At 36.9% G+C, this 17,762-nt stretch carries 9 protein-coding genes; 1 reads left to right on the forward strand and 8 read right to left on the reverse strand.

What is annotated here, in order from left to right; translation table 11 throughout:
* Positions 1-3: 3 nt before the first annotated feature.
* On the reverse strand, positions 4-1,131 hold the full coding sequence (locus LEP1GSC195_RS09875; RefSeq protein WP_002989378.1) for a S1C family serine protease: 1,128 nt from the start codon (positions 1,129-1,131) through the stop codon (positions 4-6).
* A gap of 3 nt (positions 1,132-1,134) precedes the next feature.
* Here LEP1GSC195_RS09875 and LEP1GSC195_RS09880 point away from each other — a divergent pair, with 3 nt between their 5' ends.
* Complete coding sequence (locus LEP1GSC195_RS09880; protein WP_015681833.1) at positions 1,135-2,220, forward strand: aminopeptidase; 1,086 nt, start codon at positions 1,135-1,137, stop codon at positions 2,218-2,220.
* Here the strand turns inward: LEP1GSC195_RS09880 and LEP1GSC195_RS09885 are convergent.
* The 7 genes from LEP1GSC195_RS09885 to LEP1GSC195_RS09915 form a co-directional block, all read right to left on the reverse strand.
* On the reverse strand, positions 2,217-10,166 hold the full coding sequence (locus LEP1GSC195_RS09885) for a PD40 domain-containing protein (RefSeq protein WP_015682171.1): 7,950 nt from the start codon (positions 10,164-10,166) through the stop codon (positions 2,217-2,219). The genes LEP1GSC195_RS09880 and LEP1GSC195_RS09885 overlap by 4 nt on opposite strands.
* Positions 10,163-10,750: a DUF1318 domain-containing protein gene (locus LEP1GSC195_RS09890; protein WP_015682133.1), complete on the reverse strand. Its 588-nt coding sequence runs from the start codon at positions 10,748-10,750 to the stop codon at positions 10,163-10,165. The genes LEP1GSC195_RS09885 and LEP1GSC195_RS09890 overlap by 4 nt, the downstream gene beginning before the upstream one ends.
* 7 nt (positions 10,751-10,757) lie before the next feature.
* The gene (locus LEP1GSC195_RS09895; protein WP_015681311.1) at positions 10,758-13,790 is read right to left on the reverse strand and encodes an LIC_11026 family protein; all 3,033 of its coding nucleotides are present in this window, start codon (positions 13,788-13,790) and stop codon (positions 10,758-10,760) included.
* Between the two features lie 21 nt (positions 13,791-13,811).
* Positions 13,812-14,153 carry an STAS domain-containing protein gene (locus LEP1GSC195_RS09900; RefSeq protein WP_002989181.1) on the reverse strand — a complete coding sequence of 114 codons (342 nt, stop codon included), beginning with the start codon at positions 14,151-14,153 and terminating at the stop codon, positions 13,812-13,814.
* Positions 14,154-14,216: 63 nt separating this feature from the next.
* On the reverse strand, positions 14,217-15,035 hold the full coding sequence (locus LEP1GSC195_RS09905) for a DNA-directed RNA polymerase sigma-70 factor (protein WP_015682239.1): 819 nt from the start codon (positions 15,033-15,035) through the stop codon (positions 14,217-14,219).
* A gap of 85 nt (positions 15,036-15,120) precedes the next feature.
* A complete protein-coding gene (locus LEP1GSC195_RS09910) occupies positions 15,121-16,506 on the reverse strand; it encodes a Na+/H+ antiporter NhaC family protein (protein ID WP_015681088.1) in 1,386 nt (461 codons plus the stop codon).
* Between the two features lie 81 nt (positions 16,507-16,587).
* Positions 16,588-17,757, reverse strand: a complete 1,170-nt coding sequence (locus LEP1GSC195_RS09915; RefSeq protein WP_232227755.1) for an NRAMP family divalent metal transporter — start codon at positions 17,755-17,757, stop codon at positions 16,588-16,590.
* Between the last annotated feature and the right edge of the window lie 5 nt (positions 17,758-17,762).

The following is a 17,762-nucleotide window of genomic DNA, read 5'->3' on the forward strand; positions in this document are numbered from 1 at the left end:
AATTTACTGGCCTTTTTTATAGGCGGCCTCGACCAAAGGGATCGATAATTCCATCTCTTGGGTATCCCGTAATATCTTCAACCGTAAGACGCCTCCCAGACCAACAAGTCCCACTTGTTCGCGTAAATCGTTGATATGGCGGATTTGTAGGCCGTTTGCCCCCTCAATAAAGTCATAACGACGCAGTCCCCCTTTTTCCGCAGAGGAATTGGGTTCGATATCATAGACCAAAACACCCACAGTTTCCCCGGGAATTCCAAGTGATTTCCTGTGGTCTGGGAGGGGTGCTGTCGCCATCACACCGAGGGTCGCAGGACGAATGTTTTGGCCGACATTTTGTTCGATTTGGCGAAGCACCCGTTTGGCATAATTGATGGGAATGGCAAACCCGATTCCAGCACTGGCGCCAGAAGACGAACGGATCATACGGTTGATCCCCACCACTTCCCCGTAAATATTGAGCAGCGGACCACCACTAGATCCAGGATTGATGGCTGTATCCGTTTGGATATGAGTTTGGCCCGTTTCATCCAAATCCTCCCGAGACTTGGCGGAGACCACACCCACAGTAAATGTTTTTTCTAGTCCATAAGGCGAACCTACAGCAATCGCCCAATCCCCCACTTCAATTTCATCGGAGTTACCAAGAAAGGCAGGAGTAAAACGGTCGTTACTTGGGATTTTTAAAAGAGCAATGTCTGCGCGCTCATGGCTTCCTACGTAACGTGCCGGGAAAATGCGACCATCTGACATGATGATTTCAATGATCTCTGCATTTTTGATAACGTGGTAGTTTGTGACAACAAATCCCCTTTCATCAATGATGAATCCACTCCCAATGGAAGAAATCCGATCTTCTCTACTTTCTCCAAATGCATAAGGATGGAAAATCATCTCAGTTTTTTTCGTACGAATAGAAACTACAAATTGTTGTGCCTCTCGGTAAACGTTGCGAAAACTAGTTTGGATTTGAATGGCTTGGCTTTGTTTGCTGGAAGAAATAGGTTTTGGGGAAGCAAACAATTTTGTTACAGCCGATCGAATCTCCGGAAAGAAGATCGCAAACAAAAGTACAAAAACTAAAGCAAAGTTAATGTAGACGACTGGCGGAATCGAAGTTTTTCTTTCCATAGAATGCCAAAACCCCTTCCACTTTTGTCGATTCCCCTTCCTTGTCTAACCAAAAAGATTCCAAGAATATTTACGGTTTTACTGTTTCCCATTATTCTTTCTGGGTGTTTGCCGTATTTATTTCACTTAGGCAAGGAACAATCTTCCATTATCTTGGGTCGCGAAAAAATCGAAGATATTCTAAACCTACCAGGCTTGGATTTAAAAACAAAACAAAAATTAAATTTAATTCAAGATGCCAGAAATTTCGCCATCGGGGAACTAGCGCTAAATGAAAAAGGAGGATTTGAATACTATACAAAATTAGATAGGGAAGAAATCGGTTGGAATGTCAGTGCTTCAGAAGCATTAGAATTAAAATCCTATACCTGGTGGTTTCCCATAGCAGGTACGGTTCCCTACAAAGGATTCTTTGATAAACAAATGGCAATCGCATTGGAAAAAGAATTACAATCAGAAGGATATGATACTCGCATCCGTGCTATTGGCGGATACTCGACACTTGGTTGGTTTTCTGATCCAGTATTATCACCTCAGCTCAGTTGGCCTGATCATAGACTTGTTGGTCTCGTCTTCCACGAAATGGCCCACGCCACAGCCTATTTACCTGGAGATTCTACACTAAATGAATCTTATGCAAGTTATGTGGAAGAAAAAGGTATAGAAATTTATTATATAAAAAAAGAGGGCGAAGCCAGCATCCATTTGCAAAAATTTAAAAAAGAAAAAGTTCGTAGAGAAGTAACATTAAATCTTTTGAAAAAATATGCAGAGGAACTAAAAACTCTCTATTCATCTGCATTGGATAAAGAACAGAAATGGATTCAAAAAAAATCCATTACGGCTAAATTCAAAGAAGAAGTGATTGAGAAAAAATTAGTTCCAGAAGAAAAATCTAAAGAGTTTTTGGCACGCGAATGGAATAACGAAGATTTTTTAGGGGCTCTTCGTTACCATTCTGGAGAGGTCAGCTTTGAGTCTTTGTTTATAAAATCGGGAAAAAACTTCCGGCAGTTTCATAAAGAAGTAAAAAATCTCTTTGATTTACCAGAAGAAGACCGTAAACAATTCTTAAATAAAAATCTTTAATCTTCGATCATTGCAGATGTATAAAGTTTATACCCAATCCAAAAGCGATCATCGATTGCAGAGTTTCTCGCTGCTTCTTTTCCTTCTACCAAACGAACATGTAAAGGTTTTGGTAAATCATAGCCTTGCAAAAATTGTTTCAAAAAGAATAAATTATGAACCCCTGTTTGAACTCCAGAGTGTAACACGAAGAGTCCAGTGTTCTCCCTTGCTAGATAATAGGCTACTCCGCTAAAATCATTGGTATATTGAGCCGAATTGCCGATCCTTTGGTTTGCATAAATTTTGGTAGTATTTACACCCTTACTTGCTGCATCAAATAAAGGAACCTCTGAACTACATAAATAATTATTTTGACACCATCCAATTTCCGTAAAATCAACATTAAACGGCGCATAACCATCTTTTTTTCCATTCGTTTCCCAAACCATGAGACCTGCATTTATTTCGTTTTCCAATGAAGAATTCCAACCCACTACGGAAACATCTGGTTTTTTAGGTGTTATCGAATTAAACTTTAAAGCAGGATTCGAAAGAAAATCGGAAACAGAAGCTACCGAATAGTATTCCGTATCTGGTAAAACAATAGGAACAACCGCATGTAAACCTGAGCTATAAATATAATGTCTATTTGTTTTATTTAATCTGAAACTAGTTCGGTATTTATCGGCTAGCGACTCTCTCAAAATTACTTCTTGGCTACCTGATTCTGCAGAACGGAAGTATTTCACAGACTCTCTATAAATGGATTTATTATCAGAAAACATCTCTCGACCCAGCGACTTCCCAGAAGCAAAACTTAATAAATATGTTTTTTTTCCAAGATCAAATAGACCGTGAAATTCCTGTTTACCAACCATCTTCTTTTTCAATCGATCTGAATAAATTTCAAAATTGGGAATATGTTTCACATATAGTTCGTTATTTGAAAATCGACTGGAAGTAAAACGAAAGATTTCCCTTGCAACTGCTAAGTCAAAAAAACTCTCGGAACTATTCTTTTCCAAGCTCTGTTGCAAAAGAAAATGGAACAGAAACTCATACTCTTCCCGAAGTTCTGGACTCAAGAACTCTCCGCGGTATTTTTTATTAAATTCATTCAAAAGCGAAATATATTCATCCGGTTTTTTGGACTTAGCTATCTGAAAGAATTTTAAAAACGGATTTGAAAGAGATGCAGTCGAAGATTGATTTTTAAGATAATCGCGCTTCCATTTAAAATCATTCCATCTTTCCTGCCAAAAGCGATTCCCGTCACCTAACTCTTTGTCCATGGATTGTATTTTTGACACTAATGAATCTGCCATTTCCCATTCCCCGCGAAGTAACAATGCTTTTGCGAGTTCCAATCTAAAGAATAAAGTGCGGTAATTACGTCCCTCTTTCAATTCTTCAGAAACCAAAAGTTCAATCAAAGAATTTACTTCTTGGTTTTTTTGAAAAGGAACAGAACTCAATAGTAAATGAAAGAACAATGTCCGATTTAAGTGAGATAGTTTTGTAAGCACCGACTCACCACTTGTCAAGTATTCAGGAGTTAATGACATTGACTCAAAGTAACCAGTTTGGAGTTGCTCTTTCCAGGCGGAGTACAATCTCAATCGATAGGAATCATAAATAGAATCCGAATACCCAAATTTCGTAAAATCGCGCGAAAGCACTTTATCATCGAAATTTTTCCAATCTTTTTTAAACCCATAATTGTATGCAGAAGTAGAGGTAAGTGGCGTTAAGTAAATCTCCTTATCACCTAATAAAAATCCTTTATGAAAGTACAATTCCAAAACACGATTTTTAACGACAGTTTTCTCTTTCGGAGTTTTTGCGAGTCGAGTGAGTTTATTTGTTTCCGCTTCTGCTTCATAAAACAAATAATTCTGAATGTACAAAGAACCCAATCGATATGCTTGCAAAAAAGGATCTTCCTTTGTTTCCACTTTGGATCGGAGATCGTTTTTTGCGGCGATATCTTTTACATTTCCATTACGTAGTTGGAAATAAAAATCCAATGCACCTAAATAAGAATCTCCATCGTCGCCGATAAAATCAGAAGAATTATATTTACAATCCTCTCTGTCCTTTGAAGAAAGACAGGAAACCAAATACTCATAACGGATTTGATTTTGAAAAGAAGACTTCGCATACTTTGTCCAAAGCGGTTTAAAAATAGATTTCCGTGGAACATTTGGGAATATTTCCGTTTTTAACTTTGCTAACTTCAACTCAAGGGCTGGCAATGGATCATCTTCATCATCTAACAAAGTCGATGCTGTATAATAATTTTCGTATGCATCTATAAATTCTTTGGATTTTTCCTTTTGAAAACCAACACTAATAAACTCGTTTGCTTTTTCCCTTAATCCATTTTTTGAAACAGAAAACTCTTTCCAATTACCAATCAACAAACGATCCTGATCCCCTGCAAAAAGATCTAATCGCATCGAAGAATAATCTTCCTTTTTTTGGGATTGATAAGAAACAATATTCTGGATTCGTTTAGATCGCAGAACTTCATACAATTTGCTGATCAAATTCCATTGTTTTTGTGTATTGAAGTTGGAATCTTCCAACCCTATCACTGAAATTTCAGATCCGCTTCCTTGAAAAATTTCTCGAAGTGGGAAAATATAAGATTTTTCATCCCCAAACAAACTGGTTTGTTTGTCGAGAGAACGATTCGTTACCAAATAATCTGTATCATACAGATAAACACCCAAGTTTCCAGCAGGTAGTGTGCGAACATTTTTATCTTGTTTATTTTTCTCATTTTCTCCATAAACCGTTACCCACTTTAACCGGCGTTCATTTCTTTCGGGAAACAACTCATTATGGTTTCTATCAAAAAGAAGGACAGGCGAAGAATTTTTTTTATGATATTCTTTAACAACAGATCTAACCAAACCGCCGCTAACTTTAGGCCCGATGATTTGTATTGTAGGGGAAAGTCCGGTAAGTTTCGGTATACAATCACTAATTTCATTAATGGATTTACAAGTTGCTGTTTGAAGTTTACCTTGTTGGAGATGAAAGAAAAATAAAGATTCATTGGTCGGGTATAACCCAATCCATCCATCGGAAAACTCATCTTTTGTAGGTCTTTTAGGTTCTAAAAAAGCCGAACGTTCCGGTGATACATTCTTAAGTTTCTCTATAATTCCATCCAAATTCTGAATCTCATTTATCTGCTGTTTTAGTGAAGTAGTTACTGGCTCACGTTTCAAAGCTTTTTCAGAAATAACGTTTGTCAGTTTACGATACCCCTTTACCCACTTCATTAAATCCTGGTAATATAAATTTGATTTCGAATCTTCAAATTCAAACTGAGCAGATATCAAATCACGAAACAGCTCCAAACTTCTGAAATTTTCCCAATGATTGACAAGATTCTTTGTCTGATTGGATGTTAAGTGGACTTCCGAATACGATTCTAAAAAATCAACCAATCGATGTTTCGGAGAAAAAAGTCGGACACTAAGATTAGTTTGATAGGTTTGAATTGCCTCTTTACCGTAAGTTAAGTAATTTGCATTTTTTTCTGACCTACTTTGAAGTTGTCCCCATTTAAATCTCTGCGCATTGGCCCAGAACATCTCTTCATCCAAACGGAATTCATAAGCAAGTTCCGATGCTTCTTTCCATTTTTTTTCAGCCATGTAACTGTCGCCTAGCTTCATATAAACGGTATACAAATTCAGCTGGATTCTAACTCTCATTTGGCGAGAAATCGGGTCACTAGAAAGACCAATAACTCGGGGATCGACAAGACCTGGGTTTTCCAATATTTCAGCCGCTTTTGCTAGAGTTAAGTGATAGTCTTTCTCTTCTTTTTCCAAAAGAAGAGAGGAATAATACAGGGCTGTTCCGTAGACAATATCAAACTTTGGATTTTCGATTCTAAAACGATTATCACAAGAATCTTTAGTTTCGGAGCAATTAGATGTTCCCTTTTTTTTCCAAAGGTCTAACTGCTCGAAAAATTGTTTCAATAAGATTTGTTTGGTATCAAATTGAAATTCAGAAGACTCTTGCAGCGAAAATATAGAATATGCATAGTTTTGAAATAAATTTTCAAGACCTTTGTTTGAAGGGTTTTCCAAAAGAATGTCAGCTAATTCTTTATAATGGTTAACTGCTTCCACTGGTAATAGGCTTCTTTGGTAAATTTGTGCTTCTACTTGTCTGGACTTTGCTAGAATGTTTTTACCAATGATGGTATCATCCAAATCTTTCGAGGTGATCAATTTATTTCTTGCCTGTATCTCAGATAATGCTGCCGAATACTCTTCTTGTTCAATATGGTTTTCAATCCGTATTCCCAATGTTAGGAGGTATTTAAAATCATTTGGAAACTCACCAGGGAATCGACCGTCTCCAATAACCCGTAAATTATCTCCAAAAATAATGTTCCAAAAACTCCATTTTCTGTATCGTTGCAAAATCGAATCTGGGTTGGACTTATATTCTGCTTCTGCCGAATTTAGCATTTGATAGGAATCGCGGAAACGACCACTTTTCTGAAATGCAATCGCTAGATAATTTGCTAAATTCACAGGACTTATAAATTTTACATCTTTGTTGTAAGCTATTGCCGTTTGAAAAGACGAAATTGCTTCTTCAAAATTTCCAAATTCTAATTCCGAAAGGCCTTTCAAAGAGAACAATAATGCCAATTTAGAACGTATTTCATTCAACTTACTCGAAGAAATCGAATTCGGATCAGAAGCATATTCATTTACAGATTGGTAATATTCATTTTTAAAATATATATCGATGGATTTTGAAAATTGTTCTGATGCCTTTTTATATTGGCCTTGATAAATCAAAGATTTACCATAATTAAAACGATAGATAGCTTCCTGTTTATATCCTTCAAATTGATTTTTAACGGAAAGATAAACTGAAACATCTTCTACTTTACGATAACTTTCATTGGCTTTCGGGAAATTACTTAATAGGAAGTAGTTATTTCCTAAATTCAGATTCAAATCAGATATTACTTTACGATCTCGGTAATCTTCTCCTAAAAATACCAGGATTTGATTATAAAGCTCAATATTAGCCTCTAAGTTTTTATCAGGAAAATATTTTTTATAAAGATCTTCATAAACTTCAGAATCAATTTTTCCAGATTTTGTATTTTTCTGCATTTTGATTAAATCAACATACTGATACAACCATCCAAGTAACTGATAAGCATCGTAATGAGTTGGATCAGCATAAATAATCCAACGAAGTTCCAATTCGGCTCTCTTAAAATTTTCTAAAATTTCTGTCTTACGTGCATCTGTCATTGTGCCTGTAGAATAATAATAAGACTCGAAAGTTACATATTTATTGATGAGATAATAAGAGTATCCATAGAGTGTTGCAAGGTCCAAATATGGCCTCGCACGAGGAACTGCTTGTTTATAATAAAGTTCGGTCCAACTAAGAGCTTTTTCAGACAACACTTCGATTTTTTCAAAATCTTTAATATCAACGACACCACGGAGAAGTTCGTTGTCAGTGATGATAGAAGTTACACCTGATAAATTTCCAACAACATTCAATTTATCCTTACTCAAGATGTTTAGTTGATTTAAAAGTGCACGTTCTTCCTCTTCACGAATCTTTTTTCCAAAACGAAAAATTGTATCAACCATCTTACGTTGGTAGTAGATTGCGTATTCTTTATAAAGAGAGTCTAAATATAAGTTCCTTGTTTTCACTAGGAACATGTTTTGGTTGTTAAAAAAATAATGAAAAGACGATTGTAACAAGTCGCCAATCCGTTCAAACTCAACCGCTTTATTTTCAAAATAAAAAAATGCGCTCTGGATATCTTCTTCACCCAAATCAACACCGAGTATGGGATCATAAAATTCCAAATAGATTTTTAAATTACGAAGTGCATCTGTAGTATTGCCAGTTGACTTTTGATTATAATACTTCAATAAATTTGCACGTAACAAAATGGGAGTTTTATATTCCGCAATAAACGTTGGAGTTTCGAAAACTGAAGGTTTTCCAGGAGGTTCCAAATCGATGTTAATCGGGATAGGGATTATTGAATCGAGGATTTCATTGGATTCGTTAAATTTGCGTAGGTCTGATAGCGCCTTTGCTTTCAGGTACTTCAAAGTGATTGTAAACTGTGGAACCTGCTTAGCAGCCGAATCTGACAAGATAACGTTTAAGTGCGAAACAAGAGTTTCGCTATTCCGGTTTTCTGAGACTTTTTGAATTACATCTTCCAAAAGGTAGCGAAGATCTCTTTTGTGATCATTTGAAAATGTAACAGACGGATTAGACAAATATCTACTTTTTTCCTTTTCCCATCCTTCAATCATTTCCTGGTATAATGATGATAGTTTCAAAGAATCCGACTTAAATTCATAGCCACCTAATCTTCGTTTAATTTCATCAATCTGGTGGTAGTCCGGAAACCTTTGGTAAATTAGCCTTAATGACTCAAAAGCAAGTGTATCTTTTTTTTCTTTTTCTAACTCATCCACATAGAGATGATACAACATTGCTTCTGCATCTTTTGTCCATTTGGTCGGTGGGACCGATTGTATTTCATATATAAAATTAAACTTTTTATCCGATCGTTTTGATTCTTCCCACTGCGCCAATAGCAGTGCAAAATAATTTTTATTACCTTCTGCTCTCAGTCGATTTCGATAGGATTCTAAAAATGTCCTTGCTTCCTCTCGTTTTCCAACTCGCAGAAGCGACGAATACTTCAAAACAGAAACTCTTGCAGAGTAAATCGGAAACAAAGGATCCTCCGAATAAAACAACTCTACTGAATCTAAAGCCAAAAAGTATGCCTCTAAACTTTGTCCACTAGTAAAGGTTTTTGCATATTGATACTGCTCTCGGATGTTTGGTTGTTTGGGGATAGCTCCGTTTTCGGGAATAAAATAGATATTAATTGCATTGAAATACGAGGCAGAAAAAAGTATTGAACCCCCGTTAAAGTGAGAGTAACGAACATCGAAATTAGACGTTTCACCAGAGGATAAAATCCTCTCCTCACCAGACTCCATATTCATCATAACAAGTATGCTATGATCCCTTTCATCTAATTTTCCATTTTGGTTTGTGTCTTTTCGGATCGAAGCATAATACAAATTCTTCGATTTTGAATCAACCGTAGGAGAATAATCAAGATAGGTATTTGTTGTTATCCTTTGAATTACGGAACTAGTGAGATTAATACTATAAATTTCTCCCTTGGGCTCTTCAAAGTAAGAAATAAAATATACTGTCTTCCCGTCTGAAGAAACATACGGTGACGTAGCACCCTTAGAAGTAATCTGAACCACTTGATTTGGATTTTCCAATTTCAATGCACAAAGATTTGGCAAACCCGGTGTAAACCTATCAGAAATAAAATAAATTGTTTCGCCGTCTGCAGACCAAACTGGATCAGTATCAATAATTCCTTTTGTATATTCACCTTTTTTATCTGGTTTGTTTGTCAAATTGATAAACTCATCATCAATAAAACGATTCCCTTTGAGTAACTCGCGAGTCCATTCCTCGATATCCATTGGCAAAAGAATCAAATCACCTTCTGAATCAAATTCTTCAGATACAAAAACCAAATATTTTCCATTAGGAGAAATGGAAGGTTTTGTTTCTGAAAATGGATGATTGGTTACCGGTACTACAACCGAACTTTTTAAATCACGAAACCAAATATCAAAATTTCCTTTTTGGTCAGTAGCATAAAATAAATACCTCCCATCTTTAGTCGTCGAGTTATAGATATTATTTCCACGTTGAACAGTTAGAGGAAAAGGCTTCGATTGAGTTGGAGAAAAATAATTTTTTGAAATTGCCGAATAGTCAAAATCGACATTCGTCATTTTAACATTTTTCTGAAACAAAACGCACTGGAAGAAAACAAATGGGAAGAGAATGATGAAGGAAAAAGGAAACCGCATGGAAGGTTTCATTGTAACTTCTCCCATCTGCCAGCGGTCGTTTCAAAATATTCTCCTGCGGATACCGATTTATAATATTCTTCAATTAAAGACTGTTTGTATTTGAGTATTTCTTCGTCTTTTTTACCTTTTTTCTTTTGATTCAAAGCCTCTTTTTCCCAAATTGTCTTTCTTGATTCATTCAAATAAACAATTACATCTTCCACCCGTTTTCGTTTGGCAGGGATTTCATACTGAGCAAAGGTAGGCAATCCAAATGCTAATGGATTTAGTTTAATAAAACCAACCGGAGTTTCTCCAACAATCCCGTGCATTTTGTACTGTTTAACTTCAGGCATTAAATAATTTAAACGAATTCTATGCGCCCTAATTTCAGGATCCTGATCATCTGATGCTGATTTTTCACGATTGGATCTTCCATTTGATGAAGACTGAATGGACGCGATCATCCAACCCTCTTTCTCCAACTCCCTATCTTCACCTACCATTTGTTTTTCGGCTGCTGTCTGCGCATTGGTAATTGTAATCGGCGGAACCTTTAAATCGACGATGGATTTACATCCCATTACTAGGAATAAAAATATAAGACGTTTCATAAATACCTCACTCTTGGTATGTTTGGATTTCGCTTTGCGCACGTTTCAAAAAATTGGCAAGTGGCATTCGTTGTTGTGAAATTTTACCATCTTCTAAGTTAATCAACAAAGACAATAATGATCGGTTAAAATATACATCTGCATAAACTAGACCCTTGGACAAAGAAACGTCTATTTTATTAATCGAGTAGCTATCTGTTATGCGATCAATTAGAAAGTTTTGAGGAGATATAACATTCAAAGCGCTTTTCCCAAAATCACGGCCTATCTGGAAGATCGAAAAGAAAAGATCCAAATTGGCAACAGGTTCACTCAAATCTCGAACGGAAATATTTAGATCCGCTTTTAATTTTCCATCATCAATTTTATCTCTGACTTTTGGAGCCATCAATTGTTTTAAATCAATATCTCTGATGAGAAAGTTTCCACGAAACTCCATAGATTTAGGATCCAAATTTCCTAAATTAAAAATCATATTTTTCCCTAAAACCAATCCATCCAAAGAATAAGATCGTAAGGATTCAATGTTCGCATAATTTTCTTTATACTCGATAAACGCAGTAAGACCCGGTGTGTCTTTTTGTCGTTTTACATACTCAAAAGGTAGGTTAGGAATATTAGGATGAGTTCCAAGGACTTGTCCAATGGTTAAGTTAGGCGGGTTGTTTCGGCCGTAGTTTTTTATAAATATGGATTTATCACCCACTATCAAACTATCTTCGCTTTCCCGCGCTAAATTGTGTTGGATGGGAATTTTTGCAATGACTTCCTCCAAAAGATATGCCTGGCAATGTTCCCCAGGACACTTCTGGTTGTTATACGATATCACGGGAACTTTTGAATGGAATTCACCATTGATATCATAATCACGAATTGATAAGTTTAAACCCAAGTCGCCTTGAAAACTAAGCCCCTTGGCCAAATACTGTTTCGTTGCAGATACCAAACCAAATGTTAGATCCAAATTTCCAAAATAAGGACCTAACGGTGGTTTCGGCTTTCCATTTTTATTCAACTGTCCATTTATTGCTAAGTTGAATATCCCACCAAAGGCATTCATTTTCAGAGTTCTGATTATAATTTCATTTGTCTCTGCACCGGATAACGAAAGATCTGCTGACAATTTTAGATCTTTCATTTCCAAACCAGGTAACTCGGCATTCACCTCTGCATTAATTTTTTTGGAATTGCCCGAAGCAGAATAACGAGCATTCAATTTTAATATTGGATGGTTCCCAAGAAGATTCTGGATTGGAGAAATTTTTTCTTTTAATACTAGAGGAAGCACAAGCAAAAGATTTGGAGTGTAAATATTTAAACCTAACGGTCGTACGTTTGCAACGAGGTTTGACCCTGGTTGAACATTCCCTTTTAAATCTAACTCTAATGCTTTATTTCCCGTAATTGTCTTTTGATCTAATTTCAGATCGGAAATTTTGACTTCTGAAAGTCCGAAGGGACGATCAAATAATAAAACAGCATTTAGATCCAACCCAAGCAAAGAGGAAGGTGACCTGGAACGATCCAATTGGTATCTGAACCCATCAATTTTTGCTTTTGTTTGCAGAGACAATGTTGCAAATGATTCACCCAATACCCCGAGATCCATCTGTAACTTTCCACCAAGTCCAGGAACATAATCACCTAATTGAAGCTTATCGACATTTAAATGAATATCCAAACCCTTGGATTCTAGATACTCACCTGATAAAGACAATGAAGCCCCATTATAATCAATATGTGAAGGCGAAATCGTTAGAGATTTTATATAAGGAAATGGTTTTTCCGCACTTAAAGGTTTAGTATCTGCTAAATTTAAATGAGAAGAGATGTCTAGTAAAGCAGAAGGAAGGGAATGGGCTTTCGATTTTCCCATCTTTAAATACAACTGCGAAGCCTTTAATTTTAAATTAGCATTTGCATTTTTCCAGTCTCCACTTACCCCCGTTCCTTCAAGAGAAAGATCACCTGATAACTTCATTTCAGGAACAATTCCATGAAGTTGATCGATCGACCTTTGAAATGAAGTCAACTGCATATTAGACTTTCCTACAACAATAGCAACCGTGGATGTATCTTTAGAAACATTTTGAATGGAACCGGCTAAACTCAGCCAAGATTGACCTAATACTCGAAGGTCTAGTTGATTGATACCAATTTGATCCAATTGATTATCATAATGGATATCAGATAACAGACGTAAGCCGAGTTGAACAGGTTTATCTCGAACTTCAAGCAGGATATCATCCTTTCCAATGTCCGTGGTAAACAAAAACATCTCTGGTGAAACAGTTCTATCCCATTCGAATCGTAAAGACATAGGAATCGTTTGTTTCCACCTTAGCTCCTTTGAATCCAAATCCAATGGAATTGGTTTGGTTGCGTTAAGAGAAAGAAGGATATGATCGATCTGGTTGACTGCTGAAAAATCAAAAGGGATGGATGTAAACCGGTTAGTCTCCAGTTCCGTTTGTAAGGATAGATCTTGGATGGAAAAAAAATGTAGGGAACCTGTATCACGTTTCAATTGAAACTCGACCGCATCCAAGTTGATATAAGCACTGGCCTGTAAGGGAAGGTAGGTTTTGATTTCCGTTAGTGGTGGTTTTGGCTCTGGAATTGGTTCCGGTATGGGGGGTTCTGACTTTTTTAAAAGGGAAGCAAAGTTCCACCGACCAGAACGTTCTTCGATTTGAAACTTAGCATTTTGGAGACCAATTTCAGAAATTTTGATTTTTCCGAAAACTAGGAGAGGAAGGTTGTAACGAAGACGAATCTGTTTTGCTTCTGCCAAAGGAACCTTTTCAAAAGGAAACCCTGGGTAGAGCCGAAAGTCATTGATCTCAATTCCAAAAAAAAGAGAGAAAGACCCAAAATTTCCCTCCATTCTTCCCATAGTAAAATGAGATACTAGTTTGGGAACCAGTAGGTCTGCGGTAAATGCATTGAATACAGATTTATAAAGTAGAAAAAGGACTAGGAGTCCGCGAAAGGTTTTTGTTTTGGCGACTCCTAAACTTACCTTCAGGATTGGATTCATTAGTAGAATCGCCTCGAGCGATTAATATTCGAAGGAGTCTTCAGCCTCTTCTAGAGTTTTATATATCTCGAAAACGCTAGAAAGTTTTGTGATTTCCATTAGGTTCTCGATATCGGAATTTAAGTTCGCAAATACAAGTCTACCATTCAGGCCATCAATATGTTTATAAATATTGAGAAACGTTCCTAAACCAGCTGAGTTGATGAAGGGAACCTTTTTCAAATCAATAATAAATTTAGGGACTTGGCCTTTTTTGATGTACTGTTCAATCTTTTCAGATAGCTCGAACTCATTTCCGGCTTTGATGGCACCTTCAATTTTAATGATGTGCACGTCGTTTTTACTAGTAACTTTGATTTTCATAACCCTTCGGAAGGTGGTGTTGCCATTAAAATCCTTCGATTTTGCCGAATGTAAAGCAAATTTTTATGCATAGTGCAATAAATCTTTGCCGACTCTACGAAGTTCATGTTTTCCCTGTGACAAATGGTTGCGAACTGCCTTTCTGGAAATACCTAAGAGTTTTGCGATCTCGCGTTCGGAAAAAAAACTTCGATCCGTGGCTCTTGTCCTTCGTAAAATCCAGATTTTCTTTTGTTTGAGATACCATTTCCTCCGATTCGGATCGCTAGCTTCATAAAGTTTTCTGGTATACCGAGTGATCATACCCGAGAGGCGCGATAACAATTGACGTTGGCGAAAACGTTTTTCTTCCCAGTCCCGAAAGAAACCTTCCACATCATGATTGGTTTCACGTAACTTCCATAGAAGGAGTTGGTTTAAATTCTGCTTCATCGGTAAATCAAACTGCAAGGACAAAACCAACGCGGTTAGAGTTGGTAGTTTTTCCAATTCTGCTTTCACTGGATTTATCTCTTCCCAAAGTTTAGTAGGAACCTCCTCGTTTGCTGGTTGGTCATAATTCCACAATTGCAAATACAGTTCACCGGACTCAGAAATCTCTGTTCGGCGAAAACGATTCCGATACTGGTTAAAAGCATAAGTGACAAAAAACCCAAGAACATTGGTTATATGATAATTCAGACTAAGTGCCCACATCTTTGAAAAAACTTCCAAAATAGTTACCACCATCTCACAACTTTCATCATCAGTAATTTTTCTTTTTTTAGCCAAACGATCCACCATCCAGATCGGCAAATGTTCTTTTACAATATTGGGATCATTATTGGAGCGAGCTTCTTCAATGAGAGGTAGAATTTTTTCATCTAGTATTTTTGGTAACATGGATGGAATTTATATTTCATCCAGAAAGGAAAGAAACTCTATTATCAATTACAGTCAGATCCGTTTTTCGATTCTATGAACTTGGTTAGTTCAAGTATGAACTTTTGGATTTATTTTTTGCAATCAGTAAGAGTGATACAGATAGGATGATATGAAATATATTAAAGAAGGCAAATGGAAAAAAGGATAACACTGAAACACCAAGCGATGTAGACATAAAGGCTCCACAACTATTCCAAGGAATCAGTGGGGAGGAAATTGTACCAGAGTCTTCTAAGGAACGAGAGATGTCTTTCTCGGGAATTCCTTTTTCTTCCGCAAGACTTCGAAAAGCCCGCGCTGGAATGACTAACGATAGATATTGGTCTGCCGTTACCAAATTAAGAAGAAACGAAGTCCCCATCGTGGAGAGTAAAATATCCCACCTGTCTTTAGCCCAATTTTTAACATGAATTAAAATTTCGTTTAGGTATCCATATCCCTCTACAACAGCACCAAACCAAACAGCTGCGAGAATAAGAATTTCTGTAGGTAAAATGGCAACTATTCCTCCTCCACTTAAAAAACGATCCAACACATCATTGCCAGAATGGGATTCAAACCCAAAAAACAAGGTCTTTCCAATCGCAAGTTGAAATCCTAATTCACTCACACTAAACCCAATGGCAGAAACAATCCCGAGTAACAAGGACAATCTGATATGTAGTTTAAATACAGAAGATCCAAATACCAAAATAACAGGGATGAATTTCATCCAAGAGATTTGATTAGTAGGACCAGACAAAAGAGCTCCCGATTGCAAAGACAAATCTGTGATTCTGTTAGAATCCCAAACATAAATATTTAAAATGTAAAATCCAAGGATGGCAACCCCGAAGCTAATACACGTTGTCTTTAACATATGTCGAATATGAGTCCATATAGGAACATGTGTTAAACTGGAAGCTAAGTTGGTTGTATCAGAAAGTGGCGAAAGTTTATCTCCAAAGTAACACCCACTGACAATGGCACCTGCAGCCATGGTTTGCGGAAAAGAAATCACTTCTGCAACACCCATAAGGGCCACACCGAGAGTTCCTGCAGTGGTCCAAGAAGAACCAGAAACCATAGCTGCGATGGCGGCGACAAGTGCCAAAGAAGGTAAAAAATAATCCGGCTGCAAAAACAAAATACCTGTTTGGATCATTGCCAAAAGTACTCCCGAATAAGCCCAAGAGGCGATGAGCATTCCTACAAAAAAAAGGATTTCCATCGCTGGTAATACAGAGAGAAAGTTTTTACGAAAGGACGATTTCAGAAATACAAACTTTCTATTCCTTCGTTGTAAAAACGAAAGAAGTCCTGCCACAAACAAAGCCACCGGATGCGGGTATGGAATCACCCAAACAAAACGAAAAAAAAGAATGGATAGGATTAAATAGAAAAGTGGAGAAAGAGAGAAAAAAATAGAGTGTGTTTTTTCTCTCTCCATACTTTAAAGAAATGTAATATTGATATAATAAATCGAAAATCCAAAAAGAAATAAAATACCAAACCAAGAAAGTAAATTCATTCAAGGTTTAGGCCTTTGTTCTTTCGGAATTTCTTTTCCAAATAAAATCAAATGATGAATGAGAGCAAGAACTGGCGCATTTAAAAACGAAACGGTGGTCGCAAAGTCTACCAAACTCTTCATATTAGTTCTAAAAAAAAGCAAAATGAGAATGGATCCCACACCTACAATGACAATCCAGTACCAATAGAGTTTTTCTGTCGGAATTTTTTCTAGTGGTTTGAACAAACGACGACTGGCATTGGAAACAACTCTTGGATAAGCATCAAAACATGTTAAAGTTGTGGAGAACATAGTAAAAAATGCAGCAATGAGAATGATAGGATAAGACCAAGACCCAATGGCAGATGTGTATAACTTAACTAGTTCAGATGCAAAACTCACTGCTTGTGAAGAAAACTCGGCTCCGGTATTGTACATCATATTAGCACCTAACGCCAAGAAACATACGGCAAGCAAAGTAGTTCCAATATAACCAATGTTAAAATCGATCATCGCGTATTTCATCGGTGGAAGTTTGCCATCGGGAGTTTTTTTTGCAAGTGTCCAATCCGATTGCCAAACAGCAGCTTCAATCGGGATGGGCATCCAACCCATAAGGGCTATTAGAAAAGCAACGTCACCCAAGTTGGAAATGGAAAAAGACTTCCCTTCGGTTTCTAATTTAGGAATGGCCGCGTAAAAAGAAAGGATCATAGCAACGATTGTTGAGACGGTTAACAAAACCACGATCCACTTCATCAGTCCGTCGAGGGCTGCAAATTTTCCAATTGCGAGTAAAAGAAAACAAAATACCAAAATAATCGCACAAAGTAACCATGGTTCCATAGTAATTCCCAGGAGATTGGAAAAGAGTCCTGAAGTGACAAGAGTTACTGTGGCCACGATAATACACATCGTTCCAATCGATATGAAGAAAAAAATCCATACAGGCAAACGGCCCAATGCCTCATAGCCATCTAACAATGATTTACCGGTAATGATTGTATACCTGGTTCCAACAACAAAAAATGGATATTTAATCAAATTGGCAAATAACACAACTAAGAGGAGTCCATAACCATAGACAGCTCCTGCGCGAGTCGATTGCACAAGATGAGAAACACCAACGGCGGCACCGGCATACAAAAGTCCAGGACCAAGATAAGCTAAAAAAGGAAATCGTCTCATTTTGG

The organism is Leptospira wolbachii serovar Codice str. CDC (assembly GCF_000332515.2).
GTDB classification, from domain to species: Bacteria; Spirochaetota; Leptospiria; order Leptospirales; family Leptospiraceae; genus Leptospira_A; species Leptospira_A wolbachii.